At 64.7% G+C, this 16,142-nt stretch carries 14 protein-coding genes and 2 pseudogenes; 12 read left to right on the forward strand and 4 right to left on the reverse strand.

What is annotated here, in order from left to right; all coding sequences use genetic code 11:
- From KH616_RS10830 to KH616_RS10840, 3 genes and pseudogenes are all read left to right on the forward strand, one after another.
- Nucleotides 1-691: pseudogene (locus tag KH616_RS10830) on the forward strand (lipid-A-disaccharide synthase); the annotation flags it as partial.
- On the forward strand, nucleotides 688-1,332 hold the full coding sequence (gene rnhB / locus KH616_RS10835) for a ribonuclease HII (RefSeq protein ID WP_292243945.1): 645 nt from the start codon (nucleotides 688-690) through the stop codon (nucleotides 1,330-1,332). The pseudogene KH616_RS10830 and the gene rnhB, both read left to right, overlap by 4 nt.
- Entirely contained in the window at nucleotides 1,329-2,111 is a 783-nt protein-coding gene (locus KH616_RS10840) for an RNA methyltransferase (protein WP_292243946.1), read from the forward strand. Before rnhB ends, KH616_RS10840 begins: the two co-directional genes overlap by 4 nt.
- A 181-nt stretch (nucleotides 2,112-2,292) precedes the next feature.
- Here the strand turns inward: KH616_RS10840 and KH616_RS10845 are convergent, their stop codons facing one another.
- Nucleotides 2,293-3,108, reverse strand: coding sequence for a pyruvate, water dikinase regulatory protein (locus tag KH616_RS10845; protein WP_292243948.1), 816 nt, complete (start codon nucleotides 3,106-3,108; stop codon nucleotides 2,293-2,295).
- Nucleotides 3,109-3,480: 372 nt separating this feature from the next.
- Here KH616_RS10845 and ppsA point away from each other — a divergent pair, with 372 nt between their 5' ends.
- The 3 genes from ppsA to KH616_RS10860 all read left to right on the forward strand — a co-directional run bounded on the left by ppsA (nucleotide 3,481) and on the right by KH616_RS10860 (nucleotide 7,415).
- The gene (gene ppsA / locus KH616_RS10850; RefSeq protein ID WP_292243949.1) at nucleotides 3,481-5,880 is read left to right on the forward strand and encodes a phosphoenolpyruvate synthase; all 2,400 of its coding nucleotides are present in this window, start codon (nucleotides 3,481-3,483) and stop codon (nucleotides 5,878-5,880) included.
- Nucleotides 5,881-6,001: 121 nt separating this feature from the next.
- Complete coding sequence (locus KH616_RS10855) at nucleotides 6,002-6,436, forward strand: NfeD family protein (protein ID WP_292243963.1); 435 nt, start codon at nucleotides 6,002-6,004, stop codon at nucleotides 6,434-6,436.
- A gap of 31 nt (nucleotides 6,437-6,467) precedes the next feature.
- Nucleotides 6,468-7,415, forward strand: coding sequence for an SPFH domain-containing protein (locus KH616_RS10860; protein ID WP_292243951.1), 948 nt, complete (start codon nucleotides 6,468-6,470; stop codon nucleotides 7,413-7,415).
- A 197-nt stretch (nucleotides 7,416-7,612) separates the two neighbouring features.
- Here KH616_RS10860 and smpB read toward each other — a convergent pair whose 3' ends face one another.
- Complete coding sequence (gene smpB, locus KH616_RS10865) at nucleotides 7,613-8,059, reverse strand: SsrA-binding protein SmpB (RefSeq protein WP_292243952.1); 447 nt, start codon at nucleotides 8,057-8,059, stop codon at nucleotides 7,613-7,615.
- Between the two features lie 97 nt (nucleotides 8,060-8,156).
- Between smpB and KH616_RS10870 the strand changes: the two genes are divergently transcribed.
- Nucleotides 8,157-8,594, forward strand: coding sequence for a type II toxin-antitoxin system RatA family toxin (locus tag KH616_RS10870; RefSeq protein WP_292243953.1), 438 nt, complete (start codon nucleotides 8,157-8,159; stop codon nucleotides 8,592-8,594).
- A gap of 4 nt (nucleotides 8,595-8,598) precedes the next feature.
- Complete coding sequence (locus KH616_RS10875; protein ID WP_292243954.1) at nucleotides 8,599-8,922, forward strand: RnfH family protein; 324 nt, start codon at nucleotides 8,599-8,601, stop codon at nucleotides 8,920-8,922.
- Between the two features lie 32 nt (nucleotides 8,923-8,954).
- On the opposite strand, the gene KH616_RS10880 is transcribed toward KH616_RS10875, so the two are convergent.
- Nucleotides 8,955-9,923, reverse strand: a complete 969-nt coding sequence (locus KH616_RS10880; protein WP_292243955.1) for a DMT family transporter — start codon at nucleotides 9,921-9,923, stop codon at nucleotides 8,955-8,957.
- A gap of 318 nt (nucleotides 9,924-10,241) precedes the next feature.
- Here KH616_RS10880 and guaB point away from each other — a divergent pair, with 318 nt between their 5' ends.
- The 4 genes from guaB to KH616_RS10900 all read left to right on the forward strand — a co-directional run bounded on the left by guaB (nucleotide 10,242) and on the right by KH616_RS10900 (nucleotide 15,540).
- Nucleotides 10,242-11,702, forward strand: a complete 1,461-nt coding sequence (guaB, locus tag KH616_RS10885) for an IMP dehydrogenase (RefSeq protein ID WP_292243957.1) — start codon at nucleotides 10,242-10,244, stop codon at nucleotides 11,700-11,702.
- Nucleotides 11,703-11,708: 6 nt separating this feature from the next.
- Nucleotides 11,709-12,290, forward strand: coding sequence for a hypothetical protein (locus tag KH616_RS10890; protein ID WP_292243958.1), 582 nt, complete (start codon nucleotides 11,709-11,711; stop codon nucleotides 12,288-12,290).
- A gap of 110 nt (nucleotides 12,291-12,400) precedes the next feature.
- Nucleotides 12,401-14,020 (forward strand): glutamine-hydrolyzing GMP synthase, encoded by a 1,620-nt coding sequence (gene guaA, locus KH616_RS10895; RefSeq protein ID WP_292243960.1) that lies wholly within the window; start codon nucleotides 12,401-12,403, stop codon nucleotides 14,018-14,020.
- 221 nt (nucleotides 14,021-14,241) lie between these two features.
- On the forward strand, nucleotides 14,242-15,540 hold the full coding sequence (locus KH616_RS10900) for a site-specific integrase (protein WP_292243961.1): 1,299 nt from the start codon (nucleotides 14,242-14,244) through the stop codon (nucleotides 15,538-15,540).
- Nucleotides 15,541-15,964: 424 nt separating this feature from the next.
- Here the strand turns inward: KH616_RS10900 and KH616_RS10905 are convergent.
- Nucleotides 15,965-16,142, reverse strand: a pseudogene (locus tag KH616_RS10905) (PLP-dependent aminotransferase family protein); the annotation flags it as partial.

The raw sequence follows: 16,142 nt of genomic DNA on the forward strand, positions 1-16,142 counted from the left end.
CGTCGCGTCGACCTACGTCGGCTATCCGCTCGCAGACGAGATCCCGCTCGAGCCGGACACGCGAGGCGCGCGCGCCGCGCTCGGCCTGCCGGCCGACGGACCGTTGATTGCCGTGCTGCCGGGTAGCCGGCGTTCGGAAATTGCGCTGATCGGGCCGACCTTCTTCGCGGCGATGGCGCTGATGCAGCAGCGCGAGCCGGGCGTGCGCTTCGTGATGCCGGCGGCGACGCCGGCGCTGCGCGAGCTGCTGCAGCCGCTCGTCGACGCGCATCCGCAACTCGCGCTGACGATCACCGACGGCCGTTCGCAGGTCGCGATGACGGCGGCCGACGCGATTCTCGTGAAGAGCGGCACCGTGACGCTCGAAGCCGCGCTGCTGAAGAAGCCGATGGTCATTTCGTACAAGGTGCCCTGGCTGACCGGACAGATCATGCGCCGGCAGGGTTACCTGCCGTACGTCGGCCTGCCGAACATCCTCGCCGGACGCTTTGTCGTGCCGGAACTGCTGCAGCACTTCGCGACGCCCGAGGCGCTCGCCGACGCGACGCTCACGCAGTTGCGCGACGACGCGAATCGTCGCGCGCTGACCGAGATTTTTACCGAAATGCATCACACGCTGCGGCAGAACACGGCCGCGAAGGCGGCCGACGCGGTCGTGCGTGTGATCGAGCAACGCAAGGGGCGTGCATGACGGCCGCACGTGCATCGCGCCGCGCCGCGCCGGCCGGCGCGCAGAATGGCTTCGACTTCAGCGTGCCGAACGAGATCGTCTGCGGTGTCGACGAGGCGGGCCGCGGGCCGCTCGCCGGCCCGGTCGTGGCCGCGGCGGTGATTCTCGATCCGGCGCAGCCGATCGACGGACTCGACGATTCGAAGGCATTGAGCGCGAAGAAGCGCGACGCGCTGTACGAGCTGATCGTCGCGCGTGCGCGGGCGTACTGCATCGCATCGGCGAGCGTCGAGGAAATCGACACGCTGAATATCCTGCACGCGACGATGCTGGCGATGAAGCGGGCGGTCGAAGGGCTGCCGGTCGTGCCGACGCTCGCGCAGATCGACGGCAATCGCTGTCCGACGTTGTCGGTGCGTGCCGAGGCGATTGTCGGCGGCGATGCGCTCGTGCCGAGTATTTCCGCCGCGTCGATTCTCGCGAAGGTCACGCGCGACCGGATGCTCGACGTGCTGCACGAACAGTTCCCGGTCTACGGATTCGACGCCCATGCGGGCTACGGCACCGCGAAACACCTTGCCGCGCTGCGCGAGCACGGGCCGTGCGAGCATCATCGCCGCTCGTTCGCGCCGGTCCGCGCGGTGCTCCACCTCAGCCGATGAAAGTCATTACATCCCGCGACAACCCGCTCTACAAGCGCCTCAAGGCGCTTGCGGGTTCGACGCACCATCAACGCAAGAACGGCCAGGCGCTGCTCGAAGGGTTCCACCTCGCGAGCGCGTATCTCGATACGGGCGCCGTGCCCGAACTGTGTGTCGCGACCGAAGGCGCGCTGCAGCACGACGAGGCGCGTGCGATCGTCGCGCGCATCGACGCGCAGCGGCTCGTCACGTTGCCGGACGCGCTGTTCGGACAGCTGTCGAGCGTCGTGAACGGCGTCGGCTTCCTGTTGCTCGTCGATCGGCCGGCTCATCCGCTGCCGGCACGCGTGACCGGGACGGCTGTCGTGCTCGACGGCGTGCAGGATGCCGGCAATGTCGGCTCGATCCTGCGCAGCGCGGCCGCCGCGGGCGTGAAACACGTGTTCTGTGCGCCGGGCACGGCGTACGCCTGGTCGTCGAAGGTGCTCCGTTCGGGCATGGGCGCGCATTTCCTGCTGTCGATCCACGAGGATGTCGCATCCGACGCGCTGGCCGAGCGGATCGGCGTGCCGATCGCGCTGACCGATTCGCACGGCGCGCAGGCGATCTACGACTGCGACCTGTCGGGGGCGGTCGTGTGGGTGTTCGGCAACGAGGGCGCCGGCGTGTCGGCATTCTGGCGCGACGCGGCGACGCATCGCGTGACGATACCGCAGCCGGGCGGGATGGAGTCGCTGAACGTCGCGGCCGCGGCGGCGGTGTGCCTGTTCGAGCAGTGCCGGCAGCAGCGGGGCGCGTGACGCGCGTCGACGCCGCGTTCGCAGACCGAATGAAAATGAAAAGGCCGCATAGCGAATGCGGCCTCGGAGTGCTGACGAACCCCATGTTTTTCGGAACATGGGGTTTTTTGTCGTTCAGGCGAACGCGATGTCGGTGCCGCCTGGTGCGACCTTTCCTTGCGAGGCGGCCGGGTGGCACGAATCAATACGACTGACGTTCGAGGCGGACTTCCTGTAGAACCGTCGTGGCGATTTCCTCGATCGACTTGTGCGTCGACGACAGCCACTTGATGCCTTCGCGGCGCATCATCGCCTCGGCCTCGTTGATCTCGTAACGGCAGTTTTCCGGCGCGGCATATTTGCTGCCGGGGCGGCGCTCGTTGCGGATCTCCGACAGGCGCTGCGGATCGATCGACAGGCCGAACAGCTTGTCGCGATGCGCGGCCAGCGCGGACGGCAGCTTGCCGCGCTCGAAGTCCTCCGGGATCAGCGGATAATTCGCGGCCTTCACGCCGTACTGCATCGCGAGATACAGGCTCGTCGGCGTCTTGCCGCTGTGCGACACGCCGACGAGGATCACGTCGGCTTCGGACAGATTGCGGTTCGACTGGCCGTCGTCGTGCGCGAGCGAGAAGTTGATCGCTTCGATGCGCGTCTTGTATTCCTCGGTGTCCGCGTTCTGGTGGCCGCGGCCCATCGCGTGGCTCGACTTGAGCTGCAGCTCGAGCTCGAGCGGCTCGACGAAGCGCTGGAACATGTCGAGCACGAGCGCGTTCGAGCGCTTGACGATTTCGTTCGACTCGCCGTCGACGAGCGTCGTGAACACGATCGCGCGCCGGCCGTCGTGCAGCGCGGCCTCGTTGATCTTCTGGACGGTCGAGTAGGCCTTTTCGAGCGAGTCGACGAACGGCACGCGCACGAGCCGGAATTTCTGGTCGAACTGGGAGAGGATCGAGTGTGCGAAAGTCTCGGCGGTGATCCCGGTGCCGTCGGAAACGATGAAAACGGTAGGCAGCATGAATGGACGTCGAACGTGAAAGGCAATGCCGCGGGCGGCCTGAATGCCGCATGCCGGATGCAGTCACAAGGTCGCGCCACATCCGGCGGCCGGCACGGTAGAATAGCGGCAACCTGTTGGATAAGCAATTGTGGGGAAGGAGCATCGCGTGCTGCCTACTTCCCGTAAATGACCAGAAATTCCCGGCAAGTTCGGCGATCTGCATGATTTTTCGCCATTCTGCCGGGATTTTTGCAATCCGGGCCGGATGAATGCCGGCGCTCGCGATTGTTTATCTAACAGGTTGCGCAAGACGCGCCGCGCCTTTTTGCAGGCGCCCGCGTTCGAGCCCACTTGCGCGATCGAACATTTTTTTCACACTTAGGGGCTTTTATGACTAACGCAGCAAACGTCGCGAAGGATCAGGCGTATGTCATTCCGTTCGAGCAGTTGCGGATGACCGATGTGGAGATCGTCGGCGGCAAGAACGCGTCGCTCGGCGAAATGATCAGCCAGCTTGCCGAGGCAGGCGTGCGGGTCCCCACCGGTTTTGCCACGACCGCGCTCGCATTCCGCGATTTCCTCAAGCATAACGATCTGACGGAACGGATCGCGAAGCGTCTCGAGTCGCTCGACATCGACGATGTGAAGGCGCTCGCCGAGGCCGGCGCCGAGATCCGCAAATGGATCGTCGATGCGCCGATGCAGCCGCGCCTGGAAGAAGAAATCCGCGCGCAGTTCGAGATCCTGAAGGCCAGCTCGCCGGAAGAACTGTCGTTCGCCGTGCGCTCGTCCGCGACCGCGGAAGACCTGCCCGACGCATCGTTCGCCGGCCAGCAGGAGTCGTACCTGAACGTCGTCGGCATCGAGGACGTGCTCGACCGCATGAAGCACGTGTTCGCGTCGCTCTACAACGACCGCGCGATCTCGTATCGCGTGCACAAGGGCTTCACGCACGCCGAGGTCGCGCTGTCGGCCGGCGTGCAGCGCATGGTGCGCTCGGACGTCGGCGCGGCCGGCGTGATGTTTACGATCGATACCGAGTCGGGCTTCAAGGACGCCGTGTTCATCACGTCGAGCTACGGCCTCGGCGAGACGGTCGTGCAGGGCGCCGTGAACCCGGACGAGTTCTACGTCTTCAAGACCACGCTCGCCGAGGACAAGTACCCGATCATCCGCCGCTCGATCGGCTCGAAGCTGATCAAGATGGAATTCACGCAGCCGGGCGAGCCGGGCCGCGTGAAGACGGTCGACGTGTCGCACGAGCAGCGCAACCGCTACTCGATCACCGACGAGGACGTGATCGAGCTGGCCAAGTACGCCGTCATCATCGAGAAGCACTACCAGCGTCCGATGGACATCGAGTGGGGCAAGGACGGCCGCGACGGCAAGATCTTCATCCTGCAGGCGCGTCCGGAAACGGTGAAGAGCCAGGCGAACGGCAAGGCCGAGCAGCGCTTCAAGCTGAAGGGCCAGTCGCAAGTGCTGGCGACGGGCCGTGCGATCGGCCAGAAGATCGGCGCGGGTCCCGTGCGCGTGATCCACGATCCGTCGGAAATGGAGCGCGTGCAGCCGGGCGACGTGCTGGTCGCGGACATGACCGACCCGAACTGGGAGCCGGTGATGAAGCGCGCATCGGCGATCGTCACGAACCGCGGCGGCCGTACCTGCCACGCGGCGATCATCGCGCGTGAACTCGGCGTGCCGGCTGTCGTCGGCTGCGGCGACGCGACCGACGTGCTGAAGGACGGCGCGCTCGTCACCGTCTCGTGCGCGGAAGGCGACGAAGGCAAGATCTACGACGGCCTGCTGGAAACCGAAGTCACGGAAGTGCAGCGCGGCGAACTGCCGGAAATCCCGGTGAAGATCATGATGAACGTCGGCAACCCGCAGCTCGCGTTCGACTTCTCGCAGCTGCCGAACGGCGGTGTCGGCCTGGCGCGTCTCGAGTTCATCATCAACAACAACATCGGTGTGCATCCGAAGGCGATCCTCGAGTACCCGAACATCGACCAGGATCTGAAGAAGGCGGTCGAGAGCGTCGCGCGCGGCCATGCGTCGCCACGTGCGTTCTACGTCGACAAGCTGACGGAAGGCGTCGCGACGATTGCCGCGGCGTTCTATCCGAAGCCCGTGATCGTGCGCCTGTCCGACTTCAAGTCGAACGAGTACAAGAAGCTGATCGGCGGTTCGCGCTACGAGCCGGACGAGGAAAACCCGATGCTCGGCTTCCGCGGCGCATCGCGCTACATCGCCGAGGACTTCGCGCAGGCGTTCGAGATGGAGTGCCTGGCGCTCAAGCGTGTGCGAGACGAGATGGGCCTGACCAACGTCGAGATCATGGTGCCGTTCGTGCGTACCGTGAAGCAGGCGGAGCGCGTCGTCGGCCTGCTCGAGAAGTTCGGCCTGAAGCGCGGCGAGAACGGCCTGCGTCTCGTGATGATGTGCGAAGTGCCGACGAACGCGATCCTCGCCGAAGAGTTCCTGCAGTACTTCGACGGTTTCTCGATCGGTTCGAACGACCTGACGCAGCTCACGCTCGGCCTCGATCGCGACTCGGGCATGGAACTGCTGGCGGTCGACTTCGACGAGCGCGATCCGGCGGTCAAGTTCCTGCTCAAGCGCGCGATCGACACCTGCCGCAAGATGGGCAAGTACGTCGGCATCTGCGGCCAGGGCCCGTCCGATCATCCGGACTTCGCGCAGTGGCTGGCCGACGAAGGCATCGTGTCGATCTCGCTGAACCCGGACACGATCATCGAGACGTGGCAGGCGCTGGCCAACCGCAAGTAACGGTCGGCAACGATTGCTTCGCCGGACCGCGTGCAATGCGCGGTCCGGTGACGGTAAATCGCGAGCTTCATGCTATAAACACCCCGGTAAGCACCGGGGTGTTTTTGCTTGAGGGGGCCGCATCATGTCAGGGCATCTGTTCTGGTGGGTTGGCGTGGGCGTGCTCGTCGTCGCGGAGCTGCTGACGGGGACGTTCTACCTGCTGATGATCGCGCTCGGCTTTCTTGCGGGCGGCTTGCTGCAAGTCGCGGGCGTTGCGCCGCCCATGCAGTTCGCGGCGGCGGCCGCCGTTGCGATCGTCGCGATGATCGCGCTGCGTCGTTCGGGGCTCGGACGCAAGCAGAAACGCGATGCATCGGCCAATCCCGACATCAATCTCGATATCGGCGCGACCGTCACGGTCGACGCATGGCGCGATCGCCATGCGCGCATCCCGTACCGCGGGTCGGACTGGGATGTCGAGCTGGCCGATGGCGAGCCTGACGATGCGCGCATCTATCAGGTTCATGCCGTGCGCGGCAGCTGTCTCGTGGTCGTGGCGAAACCCGCGGGCTGATCGTCCGCGCACAACAAGGAGGGAGCGCTTGATGGACTCGATGATCATCTGGGGTGTGCTGCTCGTGATTGCGATCGTGCTCGTGTCGCAAACGGTCAAGATCGTGCCGCAGCAGCATGCGTGGGTGCTGGAGCGGTTCGGGCGCTATCACGCGACGCTGTCGCCGGGCCTCAATATCGTGTTGCCCTTCGTCGATCGCATCGCATACCGGCATCTGCTGAAGGAAATCCCGCTCGACGTGCCGAGCCAGGTTTGCATCACGCGGGACAATACGCAGCTGCAGGTCGACGGTGTGCTGTATTTCCAGGTCACCGATCCGATGAAGGCGTCATACGGCGCCAGCAACTTCGTGCTCGCGATCACGCAGCTCGCGCAGACGACGCTGCGTTCGGTGGTCGGCAAGCTCGAACTCGACAAGACGTTCGAGGAGCGCGACTTCATCAATCACAGCATCGTGTCCGCGCTCGACGAGGCTGCCGCGAACTGGGGCGTGAAGGTGCTGCGCTATGAGATCAAGGATTTGACGCCGCCGAAGGAGATCCTGCATGCGATGCAGGCGCAGATCACCGCGGAGCGGGAGAAGCGCGCGCTGATCGCGGCCTCGGAAGGGCGCAAGCAGGAGCAGATCAATCTCGCGGCGGGGGCGCGCGAGGCGGCGATCCAGAAGTCCGAGGGCGAACGGCAGGCTGCGATCAACCAGGCGCAGGGCGAGGCGGCGGCGATTCTCGCGGTGGCCGAGGCCAACGCGCAGGCGATCCAGAAGATCGCGAATGCCATCCAGTCGCAAGGCGGCATGGACGCCGTGAACCTGAAAGTCGCCGAGCAGTATGTCGGCGCGTTCTCGAATCTCGCGAAGCAGGGGAATACGCTGATCGTGCCGTCGAACCTGTCCGATCTCGGCACCGCGATCGCATCGGCATTGTCCATCGTCAAGCGGGCGTCGCCGGCGGCAGCCGGTGCGCCGGCCGGCAAGGCCTGAGCGGGCGTTTTCCTGTCATCGGCGGCGCGGCAAATTGCCGCTGATTTTGCCTGCCGTCTGCCGGGCAGATTGCCGGATGCGTGCGATCCGGGCGCATGCGATACGGCAGCGCACCCGCTGGCGCCCCGGCCTGTCCGTGAAAGCAACGCGGCCCGCGTCGAGCGGGCCGTCGTGTTTGCAGCGGAAGATGGGATGCGTCAGACGCCTGCGCGCATGATGCGCGCTTTTTCGCGCTCCCAGTCGCGCTTCTTCTCCGTCTCGCGCTTGTCGTGAAGCTTCTTGCCTTTCGCGAGCCCGATTTCGCACTTCACGCGGCCGCCCTTGTAGTGGAAGTTCAGCGTCACGAGCGTGTAGCCGCGCTGCTCGACCCTGCCGATCAGTTTCTTGATTTCGTCGCGATGCAGCAGCAGCTTGCGGGTGCGCAGCGGATCGGGCTTGATGTGCGTCGAGGCTTCGGGCAGCGGGCTGATGTGCGTGCCGATCAGGAAGATCTCGGCGTGCTTCACGACGACGTAGCCCTCCTTGATCTGGCCGCGTCCCGCGCGCAACGCCTTGACTTCCCAGCCCTCGAGCACGAGCCCCGCTTCGTAGCGTTCCTCGATGTGATAATCGAAGCGCGCTTTCCTGTTGTCGATGATGCTCATGAAGGAAACCGGCCAACTCGTTTAAAATTGGGATTTTAGCAAAGCGGGGCGGGAATCGCCCGGCTTGCGTTCCCACCTTTGCGACGCCGCACGATTTATGGCTGATGTCCAGAAAACCGTATTGATCCGCCATTCGGCGGAGCAGATGTTCGACCTCGTCACCGACGTCGCCGACTACCCGAACTTTTTGCCCTGGTGTGGCGGTGTCCAGATCCTCCGTCAGGACGAGAACGGAATGGAGGCGAGGATCGACATCAATTTCAAGGGCATCAAGCAGCATTTCGCGACGCGCAACACGCAGCAGCGTCCGACGCATATCGACATGGAGTTCACGGAAGGCCCGTTCCGCAAGTTCACCGGCTCGTGGCGCTTCACGCCGCTGCGCGCCGATGCCTGCAAGATCGAATTCGCGCTTCACTACGAATTTGCGAATTTCCTGCTTGAGAAGATCATCGGGCCGGTTTTCAGTCACATCGCGAACACCTTCGTCGATTCGTTCGTGAAGCGCGCCGATCAACGCTACGGCAAGGGCTGACGCGATGCTGTCGATCGAAGTCTGTTATGCGCTGCCGGATCGCCAGACGCTGCTTTCCGTCACGTTGCCGGACGATGCGACCGTCCGCGATGCGATCGAGGCAAGCGGCGTGCTCGCCCTGCATCCCGAGATCGATCTCCCGAACGTGAAGACGGGCATCTTCGGCAAGCTCGCGGCGCTCGACGCGCGGCTCGCCGATCACGATCGCGTCGAGATCTACCGGCCGCTGATCGTCGATCCGAAGGTCGCGCGGCAGGCCCGTGTCGCCAAGTCCCGCCGCGAGGGCTCGGTCGAGGGCCGCAAGTGGCTGCCGAAGGACGCGCGCTGAGCTGCGCATTCGTCCGATGAAATCCTCCGTGCTCAGTGCGCGGTGAGGTTCGCATTCAGCGGGTCATCCGCGGCATGCGTGTCGCTGTGCCGGCGCACCGAGCCGTAGACGCCCGCGAGCAGCAGCACGAGCGCCGCGATCTCGAGCACGCGCGGCAGGCGGTGGTCGTAGACGAAGCCGTACAGCAGCGCGAATACGGTCTCGAACACAATCAGCTGGCCCGACAGCGTGAGCGGCAGGCGCTTCGATGCGGCGTTCCACAAGCCGTTGCCGAGCCACGACGCACCGATCGCGAGACCGAGATTCAGCAGCCAGAACAGATGCCAGCGCGCCGCGGGCAGCTCGGGCTGCAGCGTGCCGGCGGGAAGCGCGGCGATGCCGATCCAGCACAGCCCGCCGATCAATCCAGTGACGACGCCCCACAACACCGACCATTCGTTGCCGCCGAAGCGATGGTGGCGCTGCAGGTAGCGCGCGTTGGCGACGGCGTACCAGGTCCAGCTTGCGAGTGCGCCCGCCGCACAGGCGATGCCGGCGAGTTTCTGGCCGAGCGTCGTCGCATGCGCGGCCTCCGACGTGAACAGGTCGATGTTGATGCAGGCGATGCCGGCCACGACGAGCGCGAGCGGGGCCGCGAGCCGCTTGAGCGGTACCGCGCCGTGGTCGCCGAGACCGGCGAGCGTGACGGTCACGGGCAGCACGCCGACGATCAGCGAGCTGGGTGCGATGCCGATCAGGTGCACCGCGCCGGACAGCAGCATGTAATAGGCGACGTTGCCGACGATCGCAAGCCTGACGAGCGCGACGAGATCCTCGCGCGTCAGTCGCGTCAGCAGCGAGCGGGCGGCCGGCATCGCGGCCGCGAGCGACACGAGGCCGTACATTGCGTAGCGGCCGGCGCTCAGCAGGAGCGGGGAGAAATCGGTCAGGAGCCGCGGCACCAGGAACACCATGCCCCACAAGGCACCCGCCAACACCCCATACACCACACCGCGCTGCATCGAATTCTCCGGTTGAATCACTGACGAGCGCGCATCTTAGCCGGGCCGGCGCGGCGCGTCTTGTTTATTCCTGCACTCGTCGGGCGGTGCCGGCGCGGCTGGCGAAGGCGGTCGAAAAACGGCCCACGCGACAGGCGCGGCGGCATGCGACGCGAACGGATGCGCGTCGCCCCGAAACGAAACCGGATCGAAAACGACACGAACCGGAATCCGAACGATTCGGCCCCTGGCCGGCGGAAAACGGCTAAGGCCTTGTTCGTGTTGTGAAATTTAACGGCGCATCGCGTATAATTCGATTTTGCGCCCATAGGATTTGCCATGCGTCTGATCCAAAAAGCACTCACTTTCGATGACGTGCTCCTCGTCCCGGCCTTCTCCGATGTTCTGCCGCGCGACACCAGCCTCAAAACCCAGCTGACTCGCAACATCTCCCTGAACATGCCGCTCGTGTCCGCCGCGATGGACACGGTCACCGAAGGCCGCCTCGCCATTGCGATGGCGCAGCAAGGTGGCGTCGGCATCATCCACAAGAACCTCACGCCCGCCGAGCAGGCGCGTGAAGTCGCGAAGGTCAAGCGCTTCGAGTCCGGCGTCGTGCGCGATCCGATCACGGTGCCGCCGCAGATGAAGGTGCGCGACGTGATCGCGCTGTCGCGCCAGCACGGCATTTCGGGCTTCCCGGTTGTCGAGGGGCCGCAGCTGGTCGGCATCGTCACGAACCGCGACCTGCGCTTCGAAACGCGCCTCGACGAGCCGGTCAAGTCGATCATGACGCCGCGCGACCGTCTCGTGACGGTCAAGGAAGGCACGCCGCTCGCCGAGGCGAAGGCGCTGATGCACAGCCACCGCCTCGAGCGCGTGCTGGTCGTCAACGACGCGTTCGAGCTGCGCGGCCTGATGACGGTCAAGGACATCACGAAGCAGACCGAGCACCCGGACGCATGCAAGGACGAGCACGGCAAGCTGCGCGCAGGCGCGGCGGTCGGCGTCGGCCCGGACAACGAGGAGCGCGTCGAGCTGCTCGTGCAGGCGGGCGTCGACGTGATCGTCGTGGACACCGCGCACGGCCACAGCAAGGGCGTGCTGGAGCGCGTCCGCTGGGTCAAGCAGACGTTCCCGCACGTCGAGGTGATCGGCGGCAACATCGCCACGGCAGCGGCCGCCAAGGCGCTGGTCGAATACGGCGCGGACGCGGTGAAGGTCGGTATCGGCCCGGGCTCGATCTGCACGACCCGGATCGTCGCGGGCGTCGGCGTGCCGCAGATCAGCGCGATCGCCAACGTGTCCGACGCGCTGCGCGGCACGGGTGTGCCGTGCATCGCCGACGGCGGCATCCGCTTCTCGGGCGACGTGTCGAAGGCGCTCGCCGCCGGCGCGAATGCCGTGATGATGGGCAGCATGTTCGCCGGCACCGAAGAGGCGCCGGGCGACGTGTTCCTGTATCAGGGCCGTCAGTTCAAGTCGTACCGCGGCATGGGTTCGGTCGGCGCGATGAAGGATGGCGCGGCGGATCGCTACTTCCAGGACAACTCGGCGAATATCGACAAGCTCGTGCCGGAAGGCATCGAAGGCCGCGTCGCATACAAGGGCTCGGTCAACGCGATCATCTTCCAGCTGATCGGCGGCGTGCGCGCGAGCATGGGCTATTGCGGCTGCAAGACGATCGACGAACTGCACGACAAGGCGGAATTCGTCGAGATCACGGCGGCCGGCATGCGTGAGTCGCACGTGCACGACGTGCAGATCACGAAGGAAGCGCCGAACTACCACGTGGACTAAGCGCCGATGAAACCGCTGCTGCGCGCCGTGCTCGTCGTCGACGCATTGCTGTTGCTGGCGTTCGGCGTCCTGTTCCTGCTGACGCCGTGGCGTGCGCTGTTCGACGCGCTGCGGCTCGCGAGCGTCGAGCCGGCGATGGTCGGCCAGGCGTTCGGCATCGCGCTGCTCGGGCTCGCGTGGCTCGCGGCGCATGCCGCAGTGAACGGCGACCTGACGGCGCCGGTCGCGCGTGCGGTCGGTCATGTGTACTGGCTGACCGGTATCGTGACGCTCGTGTGGGCGATCGGCTCGCACGGTCCCGCAGCGGCGGCCGCCGGCCAGGTCGTCTCGGCCGTGGCGGGCGCGGTGCTGTTCGCGCTCGGGCTCGGCGGCGTGCGGCTGGCCGAGGTCGTGCGGCGGCGCGAGAAGGCGCAGGCGCTCGAGGCGCGCGCCGCGAAGCGCGCGGCCGAACCGGCGGCGGTTCCGCGGCGCGTCGAGCCGGTCGTCGGCGGCCATGCCGGCGCGACGCGGGCCACGGCATCCGTCGCAGCGGTCGGCACGCCCGGCGCACCGGCGTTCGATGTCGAACGTCCACCGATGCAGGATTGATCGGCCATGCGCCGCGCGCCATTTGCGTCCGGCGCGGCTGTCCACTCCATTGACGCAGCGCGTGACGCGCTGCTTTTCTTATCCGTTTGTTCTCCATCCCGTCCGCAGCCATGCACGACAAAATCCTGATTCTCGACTTCGGTTCGCAAGTCACCCAACTGATCGCGCGACGCGTTCGCGAAGCACACGTCTACTGCGAAATCCACCCGAACGACGTTTCCGACGAATTCGTGCGTGAGTTCGCACCGAAGGCGGTGATCCTGTCGGGCAGCCACGCGAGCACCTACGAAGACCATCAGCTGCGCGCGCCGCAGGCCGTATGGGATCTCGGCGTGCCGGTGCTCGGCATCTGCTACGGCATGCAGACGATGGCCGTGCAGCTCGGCGGCAAGGTCGAGTGGAGCGACCACCGCGAATTCGGCTATGCGGAAGTGCGCGCGCATGGTCATACGCGTCTCCTCGACGGCATCGAGGATTTCTCGACGGCGGAAGGCCACGGGATGCTGAAGGTCTGGATGAGCCACGGCGACAAGGTTGCCGAACTGCCGCCGGGCTTCAAGCTGATGGCATCGACGCCGAGTTGCCCGATCGCCGGCATGGCCGACGAGGCGCGCGGCTACTACGCGGTGCAGTTCCATCCGGAAGTCACCCATACGGTCAAGGGCCGCCAGATCCTCGAACGTTTCGTGCTCGGCATCGCCGGCGCGAAGCCCGACTGGATCATGAGCAATCACATCGAGGAAGCGGTTGCGCGCATCCGTGAGCAGGTCGGCGACGAGGAAGTGATTCTCGGCCTGTCGGGCGGAGTCGATTCGAGCGTCGCCGCCGCGCTGATCCACCGCGCGATCGGCGACCAGCTGACCTGCGTGTTCGTCGATCACGGCCTGCTGCGCCTCAACGAAGGCAAGATGGTGCTCGACATGTTTGAGGGCCGCCTGCATGCGAAGGTCGTGCACGTGGACGCATCGGAGCAGTTCCTGGGTCATCTGGCCGGCGTGACGGATCCGGAGCAAAAGCGCAAGATCATCGGCCGCGAGTTTGTCGAGGTGTTCCAGGCGGAGGCGAAAAAGCTGACTAATGCGAAGTGGCTCGCGCAGGGCACGATCTATCCGGACGTGGTCGAATCGGGGGGCACGAAGACCAAGAAGGCGACGACGATCAAGAGCCACCACAACGTCGGCGGCCTGCCGGAAACGCTCGGCCTGAAGCTGCTCGAGCCGCTGCGCGACCTGTTCAAGGACGAAGTGCGCGAGCTGGGCGTCGCGCTCGGCCTGCCGCCGGAGATGGTGTATCGCCATACGTTCCCGGGCCCGGGCCTCGGCGTGCGGATTCTCGGCGAAGTGAAGCGCGACTATGCGGAACTGCTCCGCCGCGCCGACGCGATCTTCATCGAAGAGCTGCGCGGCACGATCGCGACCGCGCAGGATGCGGCGGCGGGCTCGTGCAGCGAAGCCGACGTCGGCAAGAGCTGGTACGACCTCACGAGCCAGGCATTCGCCGTGTTCCTGCCGGTGAAGTCCGTCGGCGTGATGGGCGATGGCCGCACGTACGACTACGTGACGGCGCTGCGCGCGGTGCAGACGACAGACTTCATGACTGCGCACTGGGCGCATCTGCCGTATGCGCTGCTCGGCCGCGTATCGAACCGGATCATCAACGAGGTGCGCGGCATCAATCGTGTGGTGTATGACGTGTCAGGCAAGCCGCCGGCGACGATTGAGTGGGAGTGATCTAAACTGCTCCCAAGTCGTTCCGGGAGTGCTGGTTTTTCCTGTTTTCCGTTAAAAAACAGTAGGTTATTGTCCATTGGGATCCGCTGTGATCCGGGCAATGCCTGGTGGGAATGTCGGTATCGCAGACGGTATCGACATTCCCTCCTCGGACGGCCCTGTCCGATACCGTCAAGTTGGTGTGACGGTATCGGTTGACGGTATACGTTCGAGGAGGTCCTATGCTCACGGACATGCAGTTGAGGGCGCTGAAGCCGGTCGAGAAAATTTACAAGGTGGCCGATCAGCATGGGCTATATGCGGCTGTAACGCCTTCCGGTACGGTCAGTTTCCGATACGACTATCGAGTGAATGACCGCCGGGAAACCTTGGTCATCGGCCGGTATGACTCGCTGCTGCCTTCGCGGAAGCCGCGCGAAGCTGATGATCTCAGCTTCGGTATGGCGGTCAGCCTCGCGGAGGCTCGCCTATTGCTGGCTCAGGCACGCAGGGAGATCCAGCAGGGGAATAGCCCCTCGCGCTCGAAAGTCGAGAGGCGGGTTCAAGCCGTCGAGGCCCTAACCTTCGGAAAGTGGGCCGAGAAGTACTTCGCCGAAACCACCTTAGCCGAGTCGACCCGTGCAATGAGGCGGTCGGTCTACGACCGTAACCTTGCTGCGGAATTCGGCCGACTTAAGCTTGAAGAAATTACGCCGTCCCGCCTGATGGCCAGGTGCGAAAAGATCAAGGAGCGAGGCGCAGCTGCGCCGGCTGTGCAGGCGCGCGACATCGTTCTGCAGATCTACCGTTTTGTACAGGCGAGGGGGCTGAAGGTGGACAATCCGGCAGAGGCCATCCGGCCTTCTGCCATCGCCACGTTCAAGCCACGTGACAGGGCACTGACGCCTGCCGAAATCCATGTGTTTTTCAGTGCACTGGAACAGACGCCGACGATGCCGACGCTGCGTCTGGCGATCAAATTCATGCTGCTTACGCTGGTGCGCAAATCCGAGTTCATCTTGGCGGTGTGGGATGAGGTAGATTTCGACGCCGCAGTCTGGACAATTCCAAAAGTGCGGATGAAGGCCGCTCGTCCCCACAATGTCTATCTGAGTCAGCAAGCTCTGGACATCCTGGTCGCATTCAAGACTTGCTTCGGCGCGAGTGCGTACCTGCATCCCGGTCGCTACGAGACGGCTGCTCCGATAAGTGCCGCCACCCTGAATCGCGTCATCGACAGCGCGGTCAAGCTGATACGCGACGACGGGACCGATTTTGATCCTTTCACCGTGCACGATCTGCGGCGGACGGCCAGCACGCTGTTGCACGAAGCGGGGTTCAACTCCGACTGGATCAAAAAATGCCTCGCCCACGAACAGCGCGGCGTGCGCGCGGTCTACAACAGGGCCGAGTATGCGGAGCAGAGAAGGGCGATGCTTCAAACGTGGGCAGACATGCTGGACGGCTGGATCGCTACGAACACCATGGTGAGCGTTATTGCGCCGACGCAGTCGGCCAAGACTCGTGAGTACATTTCTTGACCTTGCCGTTGCGGTGTAGCGAGAGCGGTGGCATCGGTCGGAATTTGATGCGCTCGCTCATCAAGCGCCGCTGGACTGCGTATTTCGGACGCTCATGCACACCACGAACGGTAGTTCGTAAACATCCTCTTCGGTATGTGATGAGCAACTGAGACGTCGTCGTGAACGCCATTTCCATTGGACAGATGTCGGCCGGCGGGGCGCTTGTGCACTACATTTTGCGGTCCTATTACGCGTTTATGTTGTTCGAGTGAGGCGGATGGTAAGGTCGAGGCACGTTCAGGCCGCTTTCATTTCGGTTCGCGATGGTGCGATTGGCGTCATGGATTTCCCGAGGTCGATGCGACGCCCGTCGCGATTGCGGCTTCCCGAGGCATCACATGGCGGCGCATGGGTGGCATCGGCGGTTATGGCATCGTGACGGTTACGCGGCTGAGATCAGCAGCGTTCCAAGTATCTTGCCGCCATGCTTCGCCTGAGCGGCCGTCAATGCCGAATACCCCACGATGACGCCGGCTTCGAGTTCGGCGCTTCGGCAAAAACTGCGGACCGTCTGCAGCGACACGCCGGCCGCACGCGCCCTCTCGACAAACGATGCGTCG

It is taken from the genome of Burkholderia sp., assembly GCF_018375725.1.
In the GTDB taxonomy this organism is placed as follows: Bacteria; Pseudomonadota; Gammaproteobacteria; order Burkholderiales; family Burkholderiaceae; genus Burkholderia.

Coding starts and splice junctions, on each gene's coding strand:
- KH616_RS10845 (WP_292243948.1), bottom strand. CDS start 3,108: ATGCTGCCTACCGTTTTCATCGTTTCCGACGGCACCGGGATCACCGCC.
- KH616_RS10840 (WP_292243946.1), top strand. CDS start 1,329: ATGAAAGTCATTACATCCCGCGACAACCCGCTCTACAAGCGCCTCAAG.
- KH616_RS10900 (WP_292243961.1), top strand. CDS start 14,242: ATGCTCACGGACATGCAGTTGAGGGCGCTGAAGCCGGTCGAGAAAATT.
- KH616_RS10890 (WP_292243958.1), top strand. CDS start 11,709: ATGAAACCGCTGCTGCGCGCCGTGCTCGTCGTCGACGCATTGCTGTTG.
- KH616_RS10880 (WP_292243955.1), bottom strand. CDS start 9,923: ATGCAGCGCGGTGTGGTGTATGGGGTGTTGGCGGGTGCCTTGTGGGGC.
- guaB (WP_292243957.1), top strand. CDS start 10,242: ATGCGTCTGATCCAAAAAGCACTCACTTTCGATGACGTGCTCCTCGTC.
- guaA (WP_292243960.1), top strand. CDS start 12,401: ATGCACGACAAAATCCTGATTCTCGACTTCGGTTCGCAAGTCACCCAA.
- KH616_RS10875 (WP_292243954.1), top strand. CDS start 8,599: ATGCTGTCGATCGAAGTCTGTTATGCGCTGCCGGATCGCCAGACGCTG.
- KH616_RS10860 (WP_292243951.1), top strand. CDS start 6,468: ATGGACTCGATGATCATCTGGGGTGTGCTGCTCGTGATTGCGATCGTG.
- ppsA (WP_292243949.1), top strand. CDS start 3,481: ATGACTAACGCAGCAAACGTCGCGAAGGATCAGGCGTATGTCATTCCG.
- smpB (WP_292243952.1), bottom strand. CDS start 8,059: ATGAGCATCATCGACAACAGGAAAGCGCGCTTCGATTATCACATCGAG.
- KH616_RS10870 (WP_292243953.1), top strand. CDS start 8,157: ATGGCTGATGTCCAGAAAACCGTATTGATCCGCCATTCGGCGGAGCAG.
- rnhB (WP_292243945.1), top strand. CDS start 688: ATGACGGCCGCACGTGCATCGCGCCGCGCCGCGCCGGCCGGCGCGCAG.